16 protein-coding genes are annotated in these 20,781 nt (G+C 56.2%); 3 read left to right on the forward strand and 13 right to left on the reverse strand.

Features of this window, described 5'->3' with window-relative positions; translation table 11 throughout:
- The first annotated feature begins 36 nt into the window (after positions 1 to 36).
- Both rbsK and ACSMDR_RS01290 read left to right on the forward strand, forming a co-directional pair.
- Positions 37 to 960 (forward strand): ribokinase, encoded by a 924-nt coding sequence (gene rbsK, locus ACSMDR_RS01285; RefSeq protein ID WP_005911014.1) that lies wholly within the window; start codon positions 37 to 39, stop codon positions 958 to 960.
- Entirely contained in the window at positions 960 to 1,961 is a 1,002-nt protein-coding gene (locus tag ACSMDR_RS01290) for a substrate-binding domain-containing protein (protein WP_436466757.1), read from the forward strand. The genes rbsK and ACSMDR_RS01290 overlap by 1 nt, the downstream gene beginning before the upstream one ends.
- 95 nt (positions 1,962 to 2,056) lie before the next feature.
- Here ACSMDR_RS01290 and ACSMDR_RS01295 read toward each other — a convergent pair whose 3' ends face one another.
- From ACSMDR_RS01295 to ACSMDR_RS01340, 10 genes are all read right to left on the reverse strand, one after another.
- The gene (locus ACSMDR_RS01295; protein ID WP_436466758.1) at positions 2,057 to 3,739 is read right to left on the reverse strand and encodes a diguanylate cyclase domain-containing protein; all 1,683 of its coding nucleotides are present in this window, start codon (positions 3,737 to 3,739) and stop codon (positions 2,057 to 2,059) included.
- The gene (locus ACSMDR_RS01300; RefSeq protein ID WP_436466759.1) at positions 3,736 to 4,227 is read right to left on the reverse strand and encodes a putative pterin-binding protein; all 492 of its coding nucleotides are present in this window, start codon (positions 4,225 to 4,227) and stop codon (positions 3,736 to 3,738) included. Before ACSMDR_RS01300 ends, ACSMDR_RS01295 begins: the two co-directional genes overlap by 4 nt.
- 138 nt (positions 4,228 to 4,365) lie before the next feature.
- Positions 4,366 to 5,139, reverse strand: coding sequence for a Sir2 family NAD+-dependent deacetylase (gene cobB, locus ACSMDR_RS01305; RefSeq protein ID WP_005910729.1), 774 nt, complete (start codon positions 5,137 to 5,139; stop codon positions 4,366 to 4,368).
- A gap of 57 nt (positions 5,140 to 5,196) precedes the next feature.
- Complete coding sequence (locus tag ACSMDR_RS01310; RefSeq protein ID WP_436466760.1) at positions 5,197 to 5,865, reverse strand: GNAT family N-acetyltransferase; 669 nt, start codon at positions 5,863 to 5,865, stop codon at positions 5,197 to 5,199.
- Positions 5,866 to 7,107: a response regulator gene (locus ACSMDR_RS01315; protein ID WP_005910733.1), complete on the reverse strand. Its 1,242-nt coding sequence runs from the start codon at positions 7,105 to 7,107 to the stop codon at positions 5,866 to 5,868.
- Positions 7,091 to 11,116: an ATP-binding protein gene (locus ACSMDR_RS01320; protein WP_436466761.1), complete on the reverse strand. Its 4,026-nt coding sequence runs from the start codon at positions 11,114 to 11,116 to the stop codon at positions 7,091 to 7,093. The genes ACSMDR_RS01315 and ACSMDR_RS01320 overlap by 17 nt, the downstream gene beginning before the upstream one ends.
- 45 nt (positions 11,117 to 11,161) lie before the next feature.
- Entirely contained in the window at positions 11,162 to 11,461 is a 300-nt protein-coding gene (gene ihfA, locus ACSMDR_RS01325; protein WP_005908994.1) for an integration host factor subunit alpha, read from the reverse strand.
- A gap of 3 nt (positions 11,462 to 11,464) precedes the next feature.
- Positions 11,465 to 13,864 carry a phenylalanine--tRNA ligase subunit beta gene (gene pheT / locus ACSMDR_RS01330; RefSeq protein WP_436466763.1) on the reverse strand — a complete coding sequence of 800 codons (2,400 nt, stop codon included), beginning with the start codon at positions 13,862 to 13,864 and terminating at the stop codon, positions 11,465 to 11,467.
- 12 nt (positions 13,865 to 13,876) lie between these two features.
- Positions 13,877 to 14,860: a phenylalanine--tRNA ligase subunit alpha gene (gene pheS / locus ACSMDR_RS01335; RefSeq protein WP_436466764.1), complete on the reverse strand. Its 984-nt coding sequence runs from the start codon at positions 14,858 to 14,860 to the stop codon at positions 13,877 to 13,879.
- Positions 14,861 to 15,491: 631 nt separating this feature from the next.
- Positions 15,492 to 16,478: a phage integrase gene (locus ACSMDR_RS01340; protein ID WP_436466766.1), complete on the reverse strand. Its 987-nt coding sequence runs from the start codon at positions 16,476 to 16,478 to the stop codon at positions 15,492 to 15,494.
- Between the two features lie 554 nt (positions 16,479 to 17,032).
- On the opposite strand from ACSMDR_RS01340, the gene ACSMDR_RS01345 reads away from it, so the two are divergent.
- Positions 17,033 to 18,157: an N-6 DNA methylase gene (locus tag ACSMDR_RS01345; protein WP_436466767.1), complete on the forward strand. Its 1,125-nt coding sequence runs from the start codon at positions 17,033 to 17,035 to the stop codon at positions 18,155 to 18,157.
- Positions 18,158 to 18,166: 9 nt separating this feature from the next.
- On the opposite strand, the gene ACSMDR_RS01350 is transcribed toward ACSMDR_RS01345, so the two are convergent.
- The 3 genes from ACSMDR_RS01350 to ACSMDR_RS01360 all read right to left on the reverse strand — a co-directional run bounded on the left by ACSMDR_RS01350 (position 18,167) and on the right by ACSMDR_RS01360 (position 20,711).
- A complete protein-coding gene (locus ACSMDR_RS01350; RefSeq protein ID WP_436466768.1) occupies positions 18,167 to 18,823 on the reverse strand; it encodes an MAE_28990/MAE_18760 family HEPN-like nuclease in 657 nt (218 codons plus the stop codon).
- On the reverse strand, positions 18,820 to 19,950 hold the full coding sequence (locus ACSMDR_RS01355; protein ID WP_436466769.1) for a GmrSD restriction endonuclease domain-containing protein: 1,131 nt from the start codon (positions 19,948 to 19,950) through the stop codon (positions 18,820 to 18,822). Before ACSMDR_RS01355 ends, ACSMDR_RS01350 begins: the two co-directional genes overlap by 4 nt.
- Before the next feature lie 65 nt (positions 19,951 to 20,015).
- Positions 20,016 to 20,711 (reverse strand): LexA family protein, encoded by a 696-nt coding sequence (locus ACSMDR_RS01360; RefSeq protein WP_259269675.1) that lies wholly within the window; start codon positions 20,709 to 20,711, stop codon positions 20,016 to 20,018.
- Between the last annotated feature and the right edge of the window lie 70 nt (positions 20,712 to 20,781).

A 20,781-nucleotide genomic window follows, 5' to 3' on the forward strand; every position in this document is an offset into this window, starting at 1 on the left:
AGACCCAAGCCAAGATGCATCAAGGGAAATCAAACTATGAATCGTCTCGTTGTCCTCGGCAGTGTCAATGCGGATCACGTGCTGCGGGTGCCGCACTTTCCCCGCCCGGGTGAGACCCTGGCCGGTCACAGTTACAGGGTCGTGCCAGGTGGCAAGGGGGCCAACCAGGCCGTTGCCGCCGCCCGCCTCGGCGCAGAGGTCTCCTTCATTGCCCGCATTGGGGCAGACGCCATAGGCCGCGAGATGCGCGCCGGGTTTGCTCTGGATGGGATAGACGTCAGTGCCGTGGAAGAGGACGCCATGCTGCCCACCGGCATTGCCATCATCTATGTGAGCGATGAGGGGGAAAACAGCATCGGCCTCTCCGCAGAGGCCAATGGAGCCCTCTGCCCGGCCATGGTACAGCGTCATGGCAACCTCATCACCGAGGCGCACACCCTGCTGCTGCAGTTGGAGGTGCCCCTTGAGAGCGTATTCGAAGCGGCCCGTCTGGCGCGCGCCGGTGGCACCCGGGTGGTACTCAATCCAGCGCCAGCCCAGCCCTTGCCAGCCGAGCTGCTGGCGCTGGTCGATCTCATCACCCCCAATCAGACCGAGGCCGAACTGCTGACCGGGGTCGCGGTCACGAATGAGACGAGCGCCGCCAGCGCCGCGGCCCGTTTCCACGCCATGGGCATCAGCCGGGTGATGATCACCCTGGGGGCCCAGGGCGTCTATTGCAGCGATCCGGCCTTCGTGGGCTTGATCCCGGGCTTTCGGGTCGAGGCAGTCGACACCACCGCGGCCGGCGATACCTTCAATGGTGCCCTGCTTGCCGCCGAATTGGCCGGGTTGGATTTTAAAGCGGCGGTTCGTTTCGCCCATGGCGCCGCGGCGCTGTCGGTGACCCGGCTCGGCGCCCAGAGTGCCATTCCCCGTCAGGAGGAGGTGGCAGCCTTCCTCGACGAGCAGCAACGCTGATGGCCAATATCAAGCAGGTCGCGGCTCAGGCCGGGGTCTCCACCACCACGGTATCCCACGTCATCAACGACACCCGCTTCGTGGCGAATGAGACCCGGGAGCGGGTGTTCGCCGCCATGGAGAGCCTCAATTACGCCCCCAGCCTGGTGGCTCGCAGTCTCAAGGTAAAAGAGACCAACAGCATCGGCATGCTGGTCACGACATCCAGCAACCCTTTCTTCGCGGAAGTGGTGCGCGGGGTGGAGCGCTACTGTTTCGAGCAGGGTTACAACTTGATGCTGGGCAATACTGAGGGCCAGACCGAGACCGCGCTCTCCTATCTCAAGATGATGCTGCGCAAACGGGTGGATGGTCTGCTGATCATGTGCAGCGAGGGGCAACAGGAGGTGTTCAAACAGCTCGACTGGCTGGATAACCTGCCGGTGGTGGTCATGGATTGGGGGCTCGACAGCGACAGGGTCGATCTCATCGCCGACAACTCTCATCTGGGCGGCTACCTGGCGACTCGCCACTTGATAGCACTGGGCCACAGGGACATTGGCTGCATCATGGGGCCTGCCGGACGCGCCCCTGCGACCCAGCGCCTGGCCGGTTTCGAGCAGGCGATGGGAGAGGCCCAGCTTACCGTGCGCCCAGAGTGGCTGCAGGCCGGTGAGTTCGATTGTGCCAGCGGTTTCAATGCCATGCAGACCCTGCTGGCTCAACCTGAACGACCGAGCGCTCTGTTTGTGTTCAATGACATGATGGCCATGGGTGCCATCAGCGCCATTCACCAGGCCGGGCTCAAGGTGCCGGAAGATATCTCCCTCGTCGGCTATGACAATGTCGAACTGGCCCAATACCTGTCGCCGCCGCTCACCACCATCAATCAGCCCAAGGAGGCCCTGGGCCGCCTCGCAGTGACCCGGCTGCTGGCTCGCATCAATGGTCAACAGATAGAGAACCGGCTGATCACCCTGGAGCCGGATCTGGTGATCCGTCAATCCTGCCGCCGCCTCTGAGACCCATGCAGCCAAACAACAGAAAGGGAGCTCAGGGCTCCCTTTCTGTTTTTCCGGCATCTCGGCATTCCCGACATAGCAAGCCGCAACCCGGCTCAGGCTTGCAGATCCTCGCTCGCCTGGGAAACGTCCCGCAACCGGGCCGGTCTGAGGGTCTTGAGACCAATAGCGTGGACCAGGGGCTGCAACGCGGCGGCCTCCTCCTCACCCTCACGACGCGGGGTCCAGTAGGCCAGTGGCCAGCCATCTCTGGCCAGGGCCATGGTGGCGCTACCAACCTCCTCCAGTGCCAATAGCAGGCCTGCGCCGATCACTTGCTTCTTGAGCTCGGCGTCGTCCCTGGCCAGATAAGGCAGGCCGGCGATGATGCGCCCTTGCGTCAGGGTCAGCAGCGAACTGCGCAACAGTCGCACCAGCTGCGCCTTGCTCAGCCCCAGCAGCAATGGTTGCGGCGTCATGGTGTGGGCCTGGGCCAGCACCCGGGAGAGCACCTCCTCGAACAGGCCTGATTCTTCCAGCCAGCTGAGGCTGCACGGCTCTCCCTGGCCCCAGCGGAGAGTGAGTCGCATCGCCACGGGTTGATGATGGCGTACTTCCATCATGGGTTCCAGGTCCAGGGTCAACGGCATTCCCTGCCCCCGCTCCAGCCAGATCTGCAGCCCTCGAACCCGGTTGTGGCGCAGTTGCAGCTGGCCAAGCATGGCACGACTAAATTGCACCAGATCTCCCAGCTCGCCACCCTTGGTCTGATTGAGGGCCAAGATGCAGTGATCGATCAGCATGTCTCTATCCTCACCCCGCGGAGCCAACGCCAGACCGAGGCGACAGGCGAGCTGGAAGCTGCTCTCCCTGGTGCGAAATTCGAACGCAAGCAAGGCAATCAGCTCCTCCGCCCGGGCAAGACAGCTCCCCTCATCAGGGCAGTTGTCGAGCACACAGGCAAACTCGTCACCGCCGAGCCGAAAGGCATAACCATGGGGCCAGGCAGCCAGCTTGTTGGCAACGATCTGCAACAGGCGATCACCAACCTGATAGCCCAGCTGATCATTGACGAACTTGAAGCGCTTGAGATCCAGAATGACCAGTGCCACCAGCGGCGCCCGGCTCAGACTAGCATCGAGCTGCTCGTGCATGGCAAGCCGATTGCCGAGCTGAGTGAGGGGGTCGGTGCGAGCCTGACGGCGATTGAGCACATTAGCCCGCACCAGGGCGGCAACCAGCAGCACACCGGCCACCAGCAAGGTGAGCTGCCAAGCCTGCAGCAACAGCATATTGCGGCGGATCTGCGTGATGGAGGCCTCCCTCGCCTCCCCGGTCAGCACCACCCGGCTGATCTGTTCCAGCCGCTTGGTACAAGCGACCAGATGCTTTTGCATACGATCAAGCTCGGGCCCCTCCACCAGTTTGCCGGCATCCATTTGCGACTCGATCAGCTTGAGATCGGCAAACAAGTCACTGGCGATGTCCCCCAGGCCTAGCTGGCCACGCACGACTTGGGTCTCATCACTCACCAGGAAAACATCAATCCGGTTCCAGAACAGATCGTACTCGAGGGAGAGTGACGCCATGTCCCCCACCCCGGCCCGGTATAGCTTCAGCTCATAGAGGAAGCGCTGCGAATCGAGCAACAGCTGATGAATGTTCCAGTGGGAGCCACGATAGAAGTAGTCAACCAGCCGCTCATGCTTTTTCTGCAGCATAAGGCCCCAGATGGAAGAGCCGATAAACAGCAGACAAACCCCTATCAACAGCGGGTTTTGCAACGAGCGGCGTTTCAATCCAACACCTCTAACCGGACAATCTGCCACACCATCGATGCCTGCACATTGGGATCTTCGCTCAGTTTGGGGTGGTCGGAGAAGGGGACCAGCAGCCAGAGCGGTCCCTTGTTGCGACGGGTCAACGCCTTGCCATCCTCGCTCATGGCCAGGATCAGTGCGTAGTCGTCATAGTCCGAGAGCCTGACCTCATGGCTGTAATTGTTCAGGGCAACCACATTGACCCGGTCGGCATCGGGGCGAACCTGCCGGATCAGCTCCCGTAGCAAAGGGCCACGATAGCCATGCTTGCCCTTGGTCCAAGGGGTGATCGTCTCAAATGCGGCCTGAGGCAGGGACTCAAGTTCGATGCGCCCATACTCTTTGCTAAATCCGCCAGGGGCGGTCAGCGTCAGAATGGTGCTCTCTGCGGCCTGCACCCATGGCGCCATCAGGCCGCTTAACAGCAGGGTGGCGACCAGCCACCTGGTGAATATGTTTCTTTGCATCCAGCAGCCCTCTATTGTTACATCCATCAGCACTGTCTCATTCGAGTGTGCTGACATATCATCGGGAGTGCAACTTTATTGGCTTTGCTTAATTAAAACAGCGAGATAAATGATCAGCGATGGGAAGCGGCTCCCACATCAGAGGCGATCTCTCATCTCCATCCAATTCTCCCCGGAGATGGGCTTGGGTTTGTGCACACCGCAACGTTGCAGCAGCTCGTCCACATAGGCTGGCACTAAAAGGGACGCGGGGCCATAACGTTTCTCATCAAATTGGCTCTCCAATTCACTTGGCTCCAGATTGAGCTCTATGGTGTGAGCACCATTGAGGCCCGCCTCATGGACAAAACCCGCCGCCGGGTAGACGGCTCCCGAGGTGCCGATAGAGATGAAGAGATCGCATTGCGCTAAAGCGCCATAGATGCGATCCAGCCCCAGCGGCATTTCGCCAAACCAGACCACATGCGGACGCAACGGCTGCGGGAACTGGCAACAGGAGCAGAGATCTTCCTGATGCAGGTCACCACGCCACTCGATAACTTGTCCCGAGACAGGGCAGCGCGCCCTGAGCAGCTCCCCATGCATATGGATGAGTCGCTGGCTGCCCGCCCGCTCGTGCAGATTGTCGATGTTCTGAGTGATCAAGGTGATCTGTTCTGGATAGAGGCGCTCCAGCCGCGCCAGCGCGTAATGGGCCGGATTGGGATGGATCTGCTCTTGCTGCAACTGCTGACGGCGGGCGTTGTAGAAGCCCTGCACCAGGACGGGATCCCGATGGTAGCCCTCTGGGGTGGCCACGTCTTCCACCTTGTGTTCTTCCCAGAGACCATCACTGGCACGAAAGGTCTTGATACCCGACTCGGCCGAGATACCGGCCCCGGTCAGTATCACTATGTGTTTGGGCGCTTGCATGCTCAACTCCTTGACGCAGCCTATAGAAAGACCTTAACACAGGCCCCTTGAGGGGGCCTATTCGCCCTTGGTCTTAGGACCACGCTGCCGGGGCGACCCATCGACCTGCGTTCGGCCCGGTCGCGCCAGCAGAGGATCCAGTGCACTGAGATCGAGGCGCACGAAGATAAGTTCACGCCCCGTCACCAGGGTGAGCGGCAACCCCAAACTCTTGAGCAGCGCCAGCATGGGCCTGTTCTGGGCCAACACCTCGGCGGTCCACTCACGGATCCCCTCCCCCCGCGCCAATATGGCCAGGGCCAGCAACAGGCGACGACCCGCGCCTCTGTGCTGGAAATGATCGGCGACGATACAGGAGAACTCGGCTCTGTCAGGATGCAGACGACGGCGGATGGACTGGGCCTGGGCCAGGGGTTCGCCCAAACTGTCGCTGAGCAACAAGGAGATCTGCTTGTCTCTCGGATAATGGAGGAAGAAGGTCACCTGATCGGCGGTGGGATGCTGCTTGGCGCGCATGAAACGCAAGTAGACGCTGTGCTGACTCAATCCCTCGAATGCTTGCACGATACGCGTCTCATCGGCGGGCCCCAGCTCGGCAAGAAGACAGGTCACCCCCGCCAGGGTCATGGCCAGCGGCAGCTCGGCGCGGCTCAGGGCCGGTTGCCAGCCAGCAAGTCCACGGCCAAGGCGGACCTCGTCCTGGGGCCAGCAGAGATAGCGGGGCACCTACCAGTATCCCGCCGCACCCCGGGTGCGCCAACTCTCTTCATCCAGCAACTTGACGCTGTCATCCAGATAGATGTCGATGCCTATCTCACGTACCCGCGCCATGAAGCGGCCAAGCAGAGAGTCTGGCGCCGCACGCTCCCACTCCTGCAAGAGGGGCTGACCGAGCAACAACTGCTGAAACGGCAAGCGCTCGATCAGATCAAATGGCAGGTGTTCGCCATTGTCGAGTAACAGTGCCAGCTTGACCCCCGCCAGACTCGCTTGCAGCACCAGGGCGAAGGCGGCTTGATCGCCGAGCAAGGCATCCCGGCGCTGGATAACCAGAGTGAGTGCAGAGGGCGCGCGATCCAGACTGTCCAACCAGGCTTTGAGCGTCTGCCAGTCAGGCGCGCAGCCGGTGAAAGGCAACCAATGTTCCCCCTGCAAGGGGGGATTGGACTTGAGGGAGAGGGTGCCGACCCCTTGCCCCTGCCAGGTGCGCACGGTGCGGCGCAGCCCTTTGAGACGCCGCAGCCGCTGGTTGCCAAGATAGAGCCCCTTGAGCTGACGCAGCAGCTCGTCGCCCAGGAGCGGTTTGGCGATGGCTGCCAGCACATTGAAGCCCGCGTCATGGAGCAGGCGACGACTACCGTCGATCAGAGTCTGTTCATGGGCGGAGAGCAAGATGACGGGCAGGGTCTGATACTGGCGGTTGGCAAGTAACAGACTGATGGCATCCTGCTCCGCGAGACTCAAGTCACAGAGCAGAAGCCGGGTCTTGCCCTCGGCCAGTACCCGCAGGCAATTGGCGCCATCTTGCACCCAGCGGCAAGGCAGACCCAGCTGCTGGATCTGCTGCTCCAACTGGGCGCCCTGGAAGGGGTGGTCTTCGAGCAGCAGCAGCTCAAAATCCGCCAGCCAGGCGAGCCACTGCTGCTGGCGAAGCGCGAGGGCAGCCTGCCAATCCTGATCGAGACGGTAGATGCCCTCATGATCCTGCGTCATGGCGGCAAGATAGTCAGTACCATCATGTTCGCCTGGGTCATACAAGGCGATGGCGCCAGTCGCAAACAACCCTGACCATTGCCAGCTGGCGTCGGGACGGGCACGCCACAGGGACACATGGTCGGGTAAACCCGCAGCCCTTGCCGCTTCATAAGCGCGATTGTCCAGGGCGTAAAGGGTCAGGGTATGAAAACCGGACTCCTGTTCCGTTGGGGATTCCAACAGGGCCATCAGCTCTTCATCTGTGATGATCATCAATTTGTCTCTCGGTCAGCTGGTGCACCGTCTCGGCCAGGGCCTGGCGCAGCAACAGGATCAGGGATAACTCGGGATCCCCTTGCCAGCGCGCTATCGCCTGCAGCAGGGGCAGGGCCGCGACCATTTTCGCAGCTCCCCTGATCTTGTGTAAATGCGCATTTATCTCAACGCTTTGCTGACAGGCGAGCGCCTCGGCCAGCTTATTGATGTCTTCGGTGGTGGTGGTTCGGTAGAGGGCTATCAACTCATCGCTCAGGACGGGCATGGCCAGCCGCTCTCCAGCAACAGGGCCCTGCTTATCCAGCAAGCCAGCCCGGGCTCCCGTCTCATCATCGCTCAGAGACAACAATGTGCGTGGGATCCGGTGCAGCAACACGGCGAGGGCCTCAAGGCGCAGGGGTTTTTCGAGGCGACCATTGCAACCGCTGGCCGCCAACCGCAGTGCCGCCTGCTCACTCACATCGGCGGTGACGATATAGATGGGCAGTGCCCTGTGTTCAGGGCTGGCCCTGAGTTGCTGACAGAGCTCTGCGCCATCCATCAACGGCATCTGCAGATCGGTCAATACCAGATCCACGGGGTGTTCCCGCAGCATGTCGAGGGCCTGCAAGCCATGGTTCGCGCACCATACCTGAGCACCGAGCTGACTGAGCTGCATGCGGATCAGCGCCCTGTTCATGTCGTGATCCTCGACCAGCAAGACGTTCAATCCCGCCCCGGCCTGAGCCAGGTTGATGCTCATGGCCTCACTGACATCCTCCTGCAACAGGCTCACCAGCGTGCCGGGCACCCAGCTCTTGCCCTGCCAGCGCCAGGTCAACAAACCATGTTCATCGAGCTGTACAGCCAGGCAGGGGATCCCCTCGCCAGGTGCAACCGGCGTCAACCCATAACGGGCCAACCAGGGTGCCAGCGCTTCGAGCTCGCTATCGGGCAAGCTGATGGCCAGCCGCTCGATGACGCTCACCCTGGCCACTGCGGTGTCCGATACCACCAGCGGCAATTTCCCGATAAAGCGACTGCCTCCCCCCAGGCCAGGGGTCATGGTAATGGTGCCGCTCATCTGTTCGAGCAATTGACGACAAATGGCCAAGCCGAGTCCGGTGCCCTGTGCCCTGAGTTGACCGCTCACCTCGCCCTGCTCGAATGGCTCGAACAGTCGTGCCAGCAACTCGGCCGCAATGCCGGGCCCCTGGTCGTCAACCCCGAGCCTCAGCCAGGATTTAGCCCCGTCACGTTGCAGGTCGGCCCATAGGCAGACAGTGCCCTGGGTGCTGAACTTGATGGCATTGGAGAGCAGGTTATGCAACAGCTGCTGCACCCTGTGGGGATCAATTTCGACCAAGGCAGGCAAGTCGGCACTCAATTTGAGCCGCAGCTGCAGGCCCTTGTTGCGCGCCTTGGGCCAATGCACAGCGATAACGCGCTCACACAACAGCGCCAGGTCCGTCGGTTGTGGCGCCAGGCTCAATTTGCCGCTCTCGTTGCGGCTGAAATCGAGCACGTCATTGAGCAATCCGAGCAGTTCATCCCCGGCCTGACGCACGCTGGTCACCGCCCCCTGCTGCTGATCGGACATTGCGGTGGTTGCAAGCCACTCCAGCCAACCGAGGATGGCATTCATGGGGGTGCGTATCTCATGGCTGATGGCCGCCAGGAAGCGCCCCTTGGCCTGCATCGCCTGCTCTGCCCTGGCATGGGATTGTTGCAGTGCCTGCTCTTGAGCAACCCGCATGGTCACATCGAGCACCACGCCGTAGACCCGCCAGCCATTCTCATCCAGACGCCGCCCCCGGCCATGGAACTGCAACCAGCGCAGCCCCTCGGCGGGATGTAGATAACGCAGGACATAGGAGAAGGGTTGGCCCGCTTCCAGCATGATGGGCATATCCCGCTGCAACTGATACCTGTCCCTACTATTCAGGGCAGCCAGGGAGTCAAGGGGCTCACGACGCAGTCGATTGCTCGATACCCCGAGCAGCTCGAAGCTGCCGCGGCTGACAAATTCCAGCTCACCCAAGGTGTCATCATGCAGCAGAAACTGCACCACCATGCCAGGCACCGTATTGGTCAGCGCCCTCAAGCGGCGCTCCGCCTGACGGGAGAAGCGCTCGCGCTCACGCAGGGAGCTAATATCGGAGAGAGCAATCAGTTCCCCGGCGGGCCCCTGGTGCCCGAGGCGCAGCGGTATCTGGGCATAGGAGAAAACCCGCTCCCCCAGAGTCAACTCCCCCTCGGTGGCCCCCTGCTCGGGCGGCGGCAGGGTCAGCGGGCCTGGATGACGCGCTTCCAGTCGTTTGCCACGTTTATTGCGCTTGATGATGTCGCCATTGCCATCTCGCAGGAACACGGGCACCGGCAGCGCCTGGAACAGAGACTCACGAAAGCGGCTCTCCACGGCCAGGGCCTGCTCCGCCGCCAGACGCTGGGCCACTTCTTTGGAGAGCTGTTGCCGCGAGCGCCAGATCAGCATTATCACGGCGGCGCTGATCAGCAGCGCCAGCAACACTGAGCCGAACAGCACCCAGTAACTGACGCCACTCTGCTGAGTGAGGGTGAGCCTGTGCCAGCGCTGGGTAAGCTCCGCCATCTGCTCGCTGTTGAGGGTCATCAGCCCCTGATCCAGCACGCTGGCCAACAACAGATGCTGCCGGTTGACCGCAAAGCCCAAGGCAAAGCTGTCATCGAGTTCTCGCACGTTGAGTTCGGCCAGCTGATTGCTGCGCAGGGGGTATTGCAGCTGATAGAGCTCGCTCAGCAACCAGTCAGCATTGCCACTGCGCAGTTCACTCAGGCCCTGATCCACATCATCGACCCGCACCCAGGCGGCGTTGCCATAGCCCGAGAGCATGTCTGGATCATAGAGACTGGTGGGCACCAATACCCGCTCGCCACTCAATTCGCTCAGCCGCCTGACCTGGCGGGTCTTGAGGGAAACCAGGGCAAAACGGTTCTCGGCGATGGTGCGGGTAAACTCGAACTCCTGGCCAAGACGAGGGGATTCGAGCAAACCGGCCATCATGTCGGCCTCCCCACGCCGGAGTTTGTCCAGCGCCTCTTCGCGGCTGGCAGCAGGCACCGTCTCAAAGCGCAATCCGGTCTGCTGCCCAACCCAGCGCAGCACATCACCACTCCAGCCCCTGAGCTGGCCCTGCTCATTGATACCGCTATAGGGCATCAGATCCGGGTTGATCACCAGACGCACCCGGCTACCTCGCCCTGCCAGCCAGGCCTGCTCCTCATCGGTAAAGTGCACCGGGTTGATGGTCTGCTTGCCATCGGCCAGATAGCGCTCCAGATCCTGATAGAGCGCACCCGGTGTCAGATAGCGAATGCCGGTATCGACGAGGCGTTTAAGCTCGGGCTTGTCTCCCAGCTCCAGCCGATAACCTATCACCCAGTCATCACTGCGCAATCGTCTCAACCGCAACCCCTCGGCCGGGTTTTGCCGCATCAGATGGCGCAGTTGCAAGTAGTCGCCGAGATAGGCGCTCCCCTCGCCCGCCTTGAGTGCCTCAAACCAGCCGTTGGGATTGGCAAGGGTCAACTGGGTGGCTTTGGGGTAGAGCCGGGCCAGACGCTTGTTCTGCTGCCAGATGGGGGATGTCAGAAAGACCGCCGTATTGAGTTTGCCACGGTAGAGAATGGCGGACTCGGACTCGAGTATGGTGCGGCTGTAGAGACGATCCGCTCTTGGCGCCGGGGAGGGGCCAATGTTCGGAACTAAGTCGCAGCGTCCGGATTGCAACCCCTCCTGGACTGCTTGCCAACTGGCGAGTCGTAGCTTGACCAGGGGGATCGGCAGTGTGTTGGCCAGCCTGTCGAGCTGATCTATCAGAAAACCGCCCTTTTCCTCTAGATAAGGGGGGCGAACCAGGTTGGGATAGCAGAAGGTGAGCTGATCAATGGACGAGGCATAGTGCTGGGTCGAGGGGGACAACGGCAACACCATGGCGTGAGCCGTGCCGGCCAGCAGGCTGGCCAACAGTAGAAGGCGGCGGATCATGGCATAGCAAAAGCCAGGCAGACGCCTGGCTTTTCGTTAGTTAACTCAAGACTCATTGGGTTCGACCGTCTCCACCCTCGCCTTGAGTTTCTGGCCGGGGCGGAAGGTCACCACCCGACGGGCACTGATAGGAATATCTTCACCCGTCTTGGGGTTACGTCCTGGGCGCTGGTTCTTCTCACGAAGATCAAAGTTACCGAAGCCCGAGATCTTGACTTGTTCACCGCGTTCCAGCGCTTGTCGGATCTCCTCAAAGAAGGCTTCCACCATATCTTTGGCTTCACGCTTGCTCATCCCGAGCTGGGTGAACAGGTGCTCTGCAATGTCGGCTTTGGTAAGCGCCATAGATCAATCCCTCAAGGATGCATTCAACTCTTCACCAAGGGCCCGCACGACATTGTCTACGGTCTCGGCAATCTCTTTCTCCTCCAGGGTGCGCTGGGTGTCTTGCAAAACAAGACTGATGGCCAGGCTCTTCTTGTCCTCTGCCATACCAGCACCCTGGTACACGTCAAACAAGTTTATTCCAACTAACTGATTTCCGCCAACTTTTTTAATTACTGCGAGCACATCACCGGCCAGAACCGCAACGTCAACCACCACGGCAATATCGCGACGGTTGGCCGGGAAGCGAGATACCTCGGTCGCAACCGGCACCTTGGCAGGGATCAGCTTGTTCAACTCCAGCTCGAACATGATGGCACGGGTCTTGAGACCCAGCTTCTTCTCGAGGCTCGGGTGGATCACGCCGATGTGGCCTATCACCACGCCGCTGCGCAAAATAGCCGCGCTCTGACCCGGGTGCAGGGCACTGTGTTCGGTGCGCTCGAAGCTGAAGGTGGCACCTTCGGCAGTCAAGTCCAGCACGGCTTCCAGATCCCCTTTCAAATCAAAGAAGTCGCTGCCACGGCTCTTGATATCCCAGTGCTCATCGCTCTGGTTGCCGGTGATGATACCGGCCAGCATGGGCTCCTGGCGGATGCCGTTTTCGGCACTCGCATCCTTGATGAAACGCAGGCCCTGCTCGAACAGACGCACCCGGCCCTGCTGACGGTTCTGGTTGTAGACCACGGCCTGCACCAGACCCGGGAACAGGGAGACGCGCATGGCGGACATCTCGACCGAGATGGGGTTCGGCAGCACGATGGCATCGCTCTGGGGGAACAGGGTCTGCTGAGCCTTGGGATCCACGAAGCTGTAGGTGATCGCTTCCTGGAAACCGCGGTCAACCAGCAGATCACGTACCCGCTTGAGGGTCACCTGCCCTTCCGCCTGCTCCACCATGGCGAGCGACGCGGCCGGTTTCAGGTTAGGGATGTTGTTATAGCCGTAGATGCGGGCCACTTCCTCGATGAGGTCTTCCTCGATGGCTATGTCAAAACGCCAGGAAGGCGCCAGCGCAGTCCAGCCGTCGGCATCGACGGTGACTTGCATGCCGAGGCGGGTCAGGATCTCGACCACCTGGGCATCGCCTACGCTGATGCCGATCACCTTGTCGAGCTTGGTGCGGCGCAACTTGATGGGTGCAGCCTTGGGCAGATGGGCGTCGGATTTGACCTCGATGACAGGGCCCGCTTCGCTGCCGCACTCTCCGCCACAAATGTCCAGCAGCAGACGGGTGGCTCTGTCCATCACCTTGGCTTGTAGCTCGGGATCCACCCCACGTTCGAAGCGGTGGGAGGAGTCGGTGTGCAGGCCATAGGTGCGGGCACGACCGGTGATGGAGAGCGGCGCGAAGAAGGCGCACTCCAGCAGAATGTCGGTGGTGGACTCGGACACGCCGGTGCGATCGCCACCGAAGATGCCAGCCATGCAGGCAGGGCCTTGTGTATCGGCAATCACCAGGGTGTTGTCTTTGAGCTTCACCTCGGTACCGTCCAGCAGGGTCATCGGCTCGTCAGCCTTGGCGCGGCGTACTACCAATTCCCCTTCCAGCTTGGCCAAGTCGAAGGCATGCATCGGCTGACCGTATTCCAGCAGCAGGAAGTTGGTGATATCGACGATGGCGTCGATGGAGCGAATGCCGCCACGGCGCAGCTTCTCTTGCATCCAGAGCGGGCTTTGGGCCTGCAGGTTCAACCCCTTGATGACACGACCGAGGTAACGCGGGCAATCGGCGGTTGCTTCAACCCGGATCGGGAAGGTCGCATCACAAGTGGCAGCAGCAGGCGCCCAGGTCGGCTCAACCACGTCGACGCTGTTGAGCACGCCGATTTCACGAGCCAGACCCGCAATGCCGAGGCAATCGGCACGGTTCGGGGTCAAGTCCACGTCAATGGCGACGTCGTTCAGATTGAGGTAGTCGCGAATGTCGGTACCGATGGGGGCATCGGTCGGCAGCTCTATGATACCGTCCGCTTCCACGTCAATGCCCAGCTCACTGAAGGAGCAGAGCATGCCGTGGGACGGCTGGCCACGCAGCTTGGCTTTCTTGATGGTGAAATCACCAGGCAGAGTCGCCCCTACTTTGGCGACACACACTTTCAAGCCAGCGCGGCAGTTCGACGCCCCGCAGACGATGTCCAGCAGCTCGGCTTCGCCCACGTTGACCTTAGTCACCCGCAGCTTGTCGGCATCCGGATGCTGGGCACACTCGACCACTTCACCGACCACCACGTTGTTGAACTGGCCAGCCACCGCTTCCACGGCGTCCACTTCCAGACCGGCCATGGTGATCTGCTCGGCCAGTGCGTTGTCACTCAACTCGGTGCGGACCCACTCCATCACCCAGGATTTACTGAATTTCATGTTCTCTCGCCCTTACTTGAACTGCTTGAGGAAGCGCAGGTCGTTTTCGAAGAAGGCACGCAGGTCGTTGACCCCGTAACGCAGCATGGTCAGGCGCTCAACGCCCATGCCGAAGGCAAAGCCGGAGTATTTTTCCGGATCGATACCGACCGAACGCAGCACATTCGGGTGCACCATGCCGCAACCCAGCACTTCCAGCCACTTGCCATTCTTGCCCATCACATCCACTTCGGCACTCGGCTCGGTGAACGGGAAATAGGAAGGACGGAAGCGAATGGTGAGATCTTCCTCGAAGTAGTTGCGCAGGAAGTCGTGCAGTATGCCTTTGAGCTCGGTAAAGCTGGCATGCTCGTCAACCAGCAGGCCTTCAACCTGGTGGAACATAGGTGTGTGGGTCATGTCGTAGTCGTTACGATAGACGCGGCCCGGCGCTATGATGCGGATCGGTGGCTGTTGCTGCTGCATGGTGCGGATCTGCACGCCCGAGGTATGGGTGCGCAGCATCAGATCAGGATTGAAGTAGAAGGTATCGTGATCGGTACGCGCCGGGTGGTGAGCCGGGATGTTCAGCGCATCGAAGTTGTGGAAACCATCTTCAATCTCGGGACCGCGCTCGACCTTGAACCCCATCTCGCCAAACAGGCGCTCGATGCGCTCGACGGTGCGGGTCACAGGGTGCAGGCCACCGCTCTCGATACGACGCCCAGGCAGGCTAATGTCGATGGTCTCGGCGGCCAGCTTCTGGTTCAGCTCCTGGGAGGCCAGATCATCGCGGCGCGCATTCAGGGCATCTTGCACCTGCTGCTTGGCCTGGTTGATCACGGCGCCCGCAGCGGGACGCTCTTCTGCGGACAAGGCGCCCAGTGTCTTCATCTGCTCGGTAAAAAAGCCTTTTTTACCCAGATATTTGACCCGGATCTCGTCGAGGGTCGCAACGTCATTGACGCCCTCAATCTCGGCCTTGGCCTGGCCGACTACTTCTTCAAGCTGTTGCATGTCTTCCTCGTCACCACTCCCGAAACAGGAGCCTGTAGGCTAAATAAGGGTAAGAGGGGGATAATACAAAAAAAGCCCCTTGGCTGACCATAGTTAAGGTGGGCTTTTCTCCCGAGAAATCATTTTGTTATAGCGCAATGGTCATGGTATCGCCGTGCCATGGATGGCAATGTTTGAGGTCGGCAGGCCATATTCGAGGGAGGGAATTATTAAATATACTTTTAAATCAATATGATAAAAATTAATGGCAAAGCATGTGACGGATGACGGATGACGGATGACGGATGACGGATGACGTTAGTAGTATAAGCCTGTCAGACAAGCGTTATCTCTCCGTCAATTCAAGCGCTTTCGAATTAACGGCTCTGCATACTCCTCAACGACAGGCACACTCGCCTCCGACCGTTGAGCAACAAGGTACCCATCCCCTGCCCCTCTGGGGATATATCCCATAGTGCACACCGAAAACCGGTCTTAACAGATAAAACAGCAACAAAAAAGGAGGCCTGAGCCGCCTTCATATACCCAACAAAAACAATAACTTAGATATATATCAATGAGTTGGGTACTACAGGGGGTGACGCTTGGTCACCCAAGATGACCCTGTTTGGGGCAATTTGTGGACATTTTGTCATGTGGTGGGCAGCGGATTTTCCAGCGGGTTGAAGCGCACAGCATCGCTCAGGTAGTCCGGTGCGAAGTGAGCATAGGTCATGGTCTGCTGAATGTTGTGATGACCCAAAATTTTTTGCAGTGCAAGGATGTTTCCCCCCGACATCATGAAATGTGATGCAAAAGTGTGCCGAAACACATGCACCGCCTGCCCTGCTGGCAGATCCGGCGCTACTGACTTGATCACCTCACGCACCAACATATAGTCGAGGTCACGGAACAGCGGGCCCCGATTAACCCCATTCGTTATCTCTTTGCTCAGTTCGGCAGAGATCGGCACCGTGCGGTTCTTGCCATTCTTGGTGTTGATGTAGGTCACTCGACCGGCCAACACATCCTCGCGGCGCAGATTGGCCGCTTCACTCCAACGCGCCCCCGTGGCCAGGCAGAGTTTGACCACCTTCAGGTTATCTCCCGATAACGCGGCCAGCACGTCGCCGATCTCTTCCTGGGTAAGATAGCCCATCGACCGCTCAACCAGCTTGACCTTCTTCATCTCTTTGAGCGGATGCTCATGGTGATAATGGCCGAGATCAATGAGTACCGAGAACACCCCACCCAGCATCTCTTGCTCACGGTTGACCGTCTTGGGCTGACGGCCAACATGCAGCCGCTGCGCCCGATACTCGGAGAACAGCGCTCGGGTTACCTGCCGTGCCAACGGATGGCGCAATGCTGTATCTATATTGTGGAGTTTCTTGCGTACCGCCTCCCCTGCTTTTAGGGTCTGGCCATGGTAGCGCCACCAGAGTTCGATAAGTTCGGAGAGCGGCCTGTTGTCTGCCGGGCGATCAACCCACTCTTTATTATGTTCAGTGGCGATCACCCAGCGTTCAAACTGCTGGGCCTCGGACTTGGTCTTGAAGCGCTTGCGGATCCGCTTGCCCTCCCTCCCCTGCGGTCGGATATCGACCAGGTAACCCTCGGGTGTGGACTTGATGCTCATCGTCCCTCCTTATATAGGAAGGCACTCACCCATCCCCTCGGCCCACACTTCGGCACCGCTCCCAACTCCTGCACTTTCATTTTCATTACCCCCATCAAGTACTGTTTTTTTATACAGCATTCGATACTGATTAGCATTGTTTAACTGGGGTTGAGGTATACATGGGTCAGGGGAGTTAACGAGACCGAGGCAGTATCGGCTTACACATTAGCTACATGGAATTGAGAGTGAGGTCTCCCCACCCTTCTTCATTGTTCGAAGCCAGCGCAAAGCTCGAGTGTCATAGTCTTTCAGCCAAAATACTGTTATTATATACAGTAACCATGGTTGTATGAGGGTGTTTGAGGACGAGATATGCAAACCCAATTTTCCAATGAATTTTTATGTTATCCTACCGCCAGTTTTCCCCGTAGTTTTCCAATATGATCCAGCTAGCTAAACATAATGAATCACTTAGAGACTTGATCGCGTGCTCAGACAAGCAGTCCCTAAGTCAAGCCATTGATCTAGATACATTTGATATGGTGCTACGAGAGTGCCTATCGATTGAAGAGATGAAAGAGGCTGGCTGTTTCTTCACCGGTCAGGATTTAGCCAAGAATACTGTCAGTTCTTTGCTCAATCCCATTACCCAAACCTCTGTGATACTCGACCCAACGTGTGGTGCGGGCAATCTCCTTATTGAGTGCTCACGACTATTAAATGTTGATGATTCTTTGTTCAGCACTCTAGAAAGGTGGGGTAAGATTTTATGGGGATTTGATTTATATCCATCGTTCATTGATGCAGCAAAATTAAGACTAATCGTTGAGGCTATTACTCGTGGCGCAAAAAACGATTGCAGTATCGATGTTGCAATGGGTCTATTATCAAACATCCGTGTCCAGGATGCATTGGAAGTGACGAGCGCTGAGTTAATTGCAGTGACCCATGCAGTTATGAACCCACCGTTCACTATTTGGCAATCGCCAAGAACTAATTACTGGAAAGATGGCAAGGTAAACGCCGCCGGTATTGTTTTTGATAGATATCTTCGAATTCTCCCACAAACGTGTTGTCTTAGTGCAATCTTGCCAGATGTATTACGATCAGGTAGCCGATATACAGGCTTTCGAGATTTTGTAGATGATAATATTACTGGTAAATGTCATGTATGGGGGCGTTTTAATGCTAAAACAGACGTCGATGTCTTTGTGGTTTCCGGTTTATTAAAAACCAGATCAGGGAAAAATATAAACTGGCTTCCAACATTTGATAAATATGATCAACTATCAGATTTATATGATGTCTGTGTTGGCCCGCTAGTCGCTTATAGAGATCCCGAAGACGGCGAAGAGTACCCATACTTTCACATTAAAAACTCACCTGCATGGTCTGTAGTGACACAAAAGACCGAGTCTAGACGTTTTTCTGGAAGAGTTTTTTCACCGCCGATCGTGGTTGTAAAAAGAACATCTAGTCCCTCTGATAAGCATCGAGCATCCGCAACAATCATCAATTTAAATGAATCCGTTGCCGTTGAAAATCATATGATTGTTATTCAACCAAAAAGCAAAAGCCTTCTTGATTGTGAGCGCTTATTAACGACTCTAAAATCTGAGTCTACAAACGAATTTTTAAATACACGAATTCGGTTGAGGCATTTGACTGTAAGTGCAGTTAAAGAGATTCCATTATAGTAAAACCCCTCATTCGAGGGGTTTTTTGAGATATTCTTTATTGACTACGGCATTTCTTATCATATTATGAAAAATCATAATCATACTTAATAGTTCATTTTCAAGTTCTTCATATGTTTCTTCAAGCTCCCGCTGATTACAGCGGTCACCATGAGCAATTTGATTTCGACATTTTAACAACCTTGAGTTAATGAAATTTTCTTTCAGCTCAAAAGCTGAAGAATTTAATCCAAGTTGCTCAAGTATGTTAAAAATAACCTCGTACTTTAAATTCGACTGAGTATCAATAACGATATCCGCATTGATAGAAAAACTCTCTCTTTGCTCTTTTTTAATATATTCAAAGACATCTCTTTGCGATGGGAATTTTTTAATCGAAAAACCAGTTCCAAACCTCTCACCCAAGCTCAGCTGAAGAAAGTTATCGGTCATTGTATGGTAACTAAGGCCCAATGCATTCAGATAACAAATATATGTTTGAGCACAAAACTTTATATGACCTTCCCAATGGGAATATAAAAGTGCGATTGCGGCCCTTAGTAGAACTTGTTTTTCATGATTTCTCGATGAGTTAATCATTAATTTCAGCGTTGTGAATTCACGCTTCCGCCAAACTAAATCCTCATCAAGTTTTTCTTCCAGCTCACCGGCAGACCTCACTTTCACTTAAATATTTCCTTACCGAGTTCAGCCATTGCACTCATTCTATCTAGAGGTCGAACTCTCTTATCTAGAGTAGAAGTAAATTTAGCATGTTCAGTCAATACCTTTGTCTGTGCAACTATTAAATTTACGATGTGATCTTCACTATATGCTGCGCTATCAATGATGCTTGAAATTGCTGGTGTCAAAGCTTCGAAAACAGGAAGTGATATAGCACCTTCATACCGTGATTTTTCATGGTTATATTTTTTGAATGCATCATCTTCCAACGCTTTATACGCTAATCTAAACGTAGCCTTAAATAACTCCTCTTCCTTTTCATAATCAAAACCACTATCTTCTTTGAATAGTCGAGTTAGTTCAGCATTTAAATATGGCGCAACATCAGTATGCTCTCTTATTATTCTCGCATCAGTGTTGCGTTGAACCAAAAAACGCAATGCCAACTCTTGTGCATAGCACTCTTCCTGTTGTTTTTCAGAAATTGGCATTGAATTTAAAAAGTTATTATCCAAGGCAAGATTCTTCAACCACCGATATGCATTTTCATTCAACATCAATAGCATGCAATTTCTAACTTCTTGATCAGATAGTTTAGAACCACCAGTATTCAATCTTTGAAATAACTCAAACTTGGTATCACCTTCACTTTCACGCTTAATGATTTTTATGTCTAGCTTTTCACGTTTAAAAACTCGTTTTATATCGACATCTATTTCATTTTCTGGGTGGTGTCTATCTTCCCAGACTTTGCCCTCTAAGGCAGGTAAATACTTAGTTGCTTGCAATCTTAATGGCAGTATCAGCTGATTATTCTCATCTTTAAGCTTCCCCATAAATGATAAGATTGTTGAGATTCGTTGCAACCCATCAACAACATCCCAGACACCATCCTTACGCTGTGCAACAAATATTGATGGTAGAGGAATACCTAACAATATGGACTCGATTAGCTTACTTTTTTGTTCATCAGACCAACGATAAACACGCTGAAACTCTGGGTGTATATCTAACTCATTTTCATCATATAGATTAATCAACTCCCCAATTGACATTGGGTATGAATCCGTATGTACATGCATACGAGCAGAGTTTATTTGTGCTTCTAAATCTGAAATTTGATTAGTCATATAGTGCCCTATCAGTTGATGTTCTCAACATACTGAAATAGTAATTACCAAACCAGAAAAAAGATTCAGCGCCCTGTTTGTCTTTTTCTATATGATCTGTGTTCTACCATCACGCCGATGATCTGGATGTGCTGCCGGTCGGAGTGCATGGAGGGGTAGTCGTCATTGAGAGGGACGAGTTCAAATACTTCTTGTCCGTTCTCATCGATACCGCGGGGCCGGTACTTCTTGAAGGTAGCTTCTTCGCTGCCATTCTTGGCCACGACGAAATCCCCTGGGTGGGGTGGCTCGTCGGGGTCAACGATGATGAGGTCGCCCTCCTTGAAGAAAGGCTCCATTGAATTACCGCGCAACCAGAGGCCGAAACCACAAGGGCCGACATCGACCCCCGCCGTCACATACTCAACGTTGCCATCGAAGGCCGTGGCCTGTTCACACATCTCGTGCCAGTGACCTGCCTGGACATAGCTCAGCACCGGTACACGTGTTCCTTGCGGGATCACGGCCGGTTCGACGTTGTGATATCCGGGCATCGCTTCCGGTGCAAGCTGTCCCCTCGCCTCCCCGTCTCCAGTCAAAAGCCAGTCAACAGTGACCCCCAGCGCTGCCGCTAAATCATTGAGATAGCGCCCTTTAGGCTGGTTCAGTCCGGACTCCCACTTACCAACAGCCACGCCAGTGACGCCAATCTTCTTGGCTAAGGCTACCTGTGACAAAGACAGGGCTCTTCGACGGGCCGAAATTCGATCGTTTATTTGCATGAAACCTAAGTTACACACAAAGAGGCAAACTTTCGTTTGATCATCAATGAAACCTTGGTTATATTCAGCC

This window comes from Aeromonas molluscorum (assembly GCF_051376105.1).
Taxonomy (GTDB): Bacteria; Pseudomonadota; Gammaproteobacteria; order Enterobacterales; family Aeromonadaceae; genus Aeromonas; species Aeromonas molluscorum.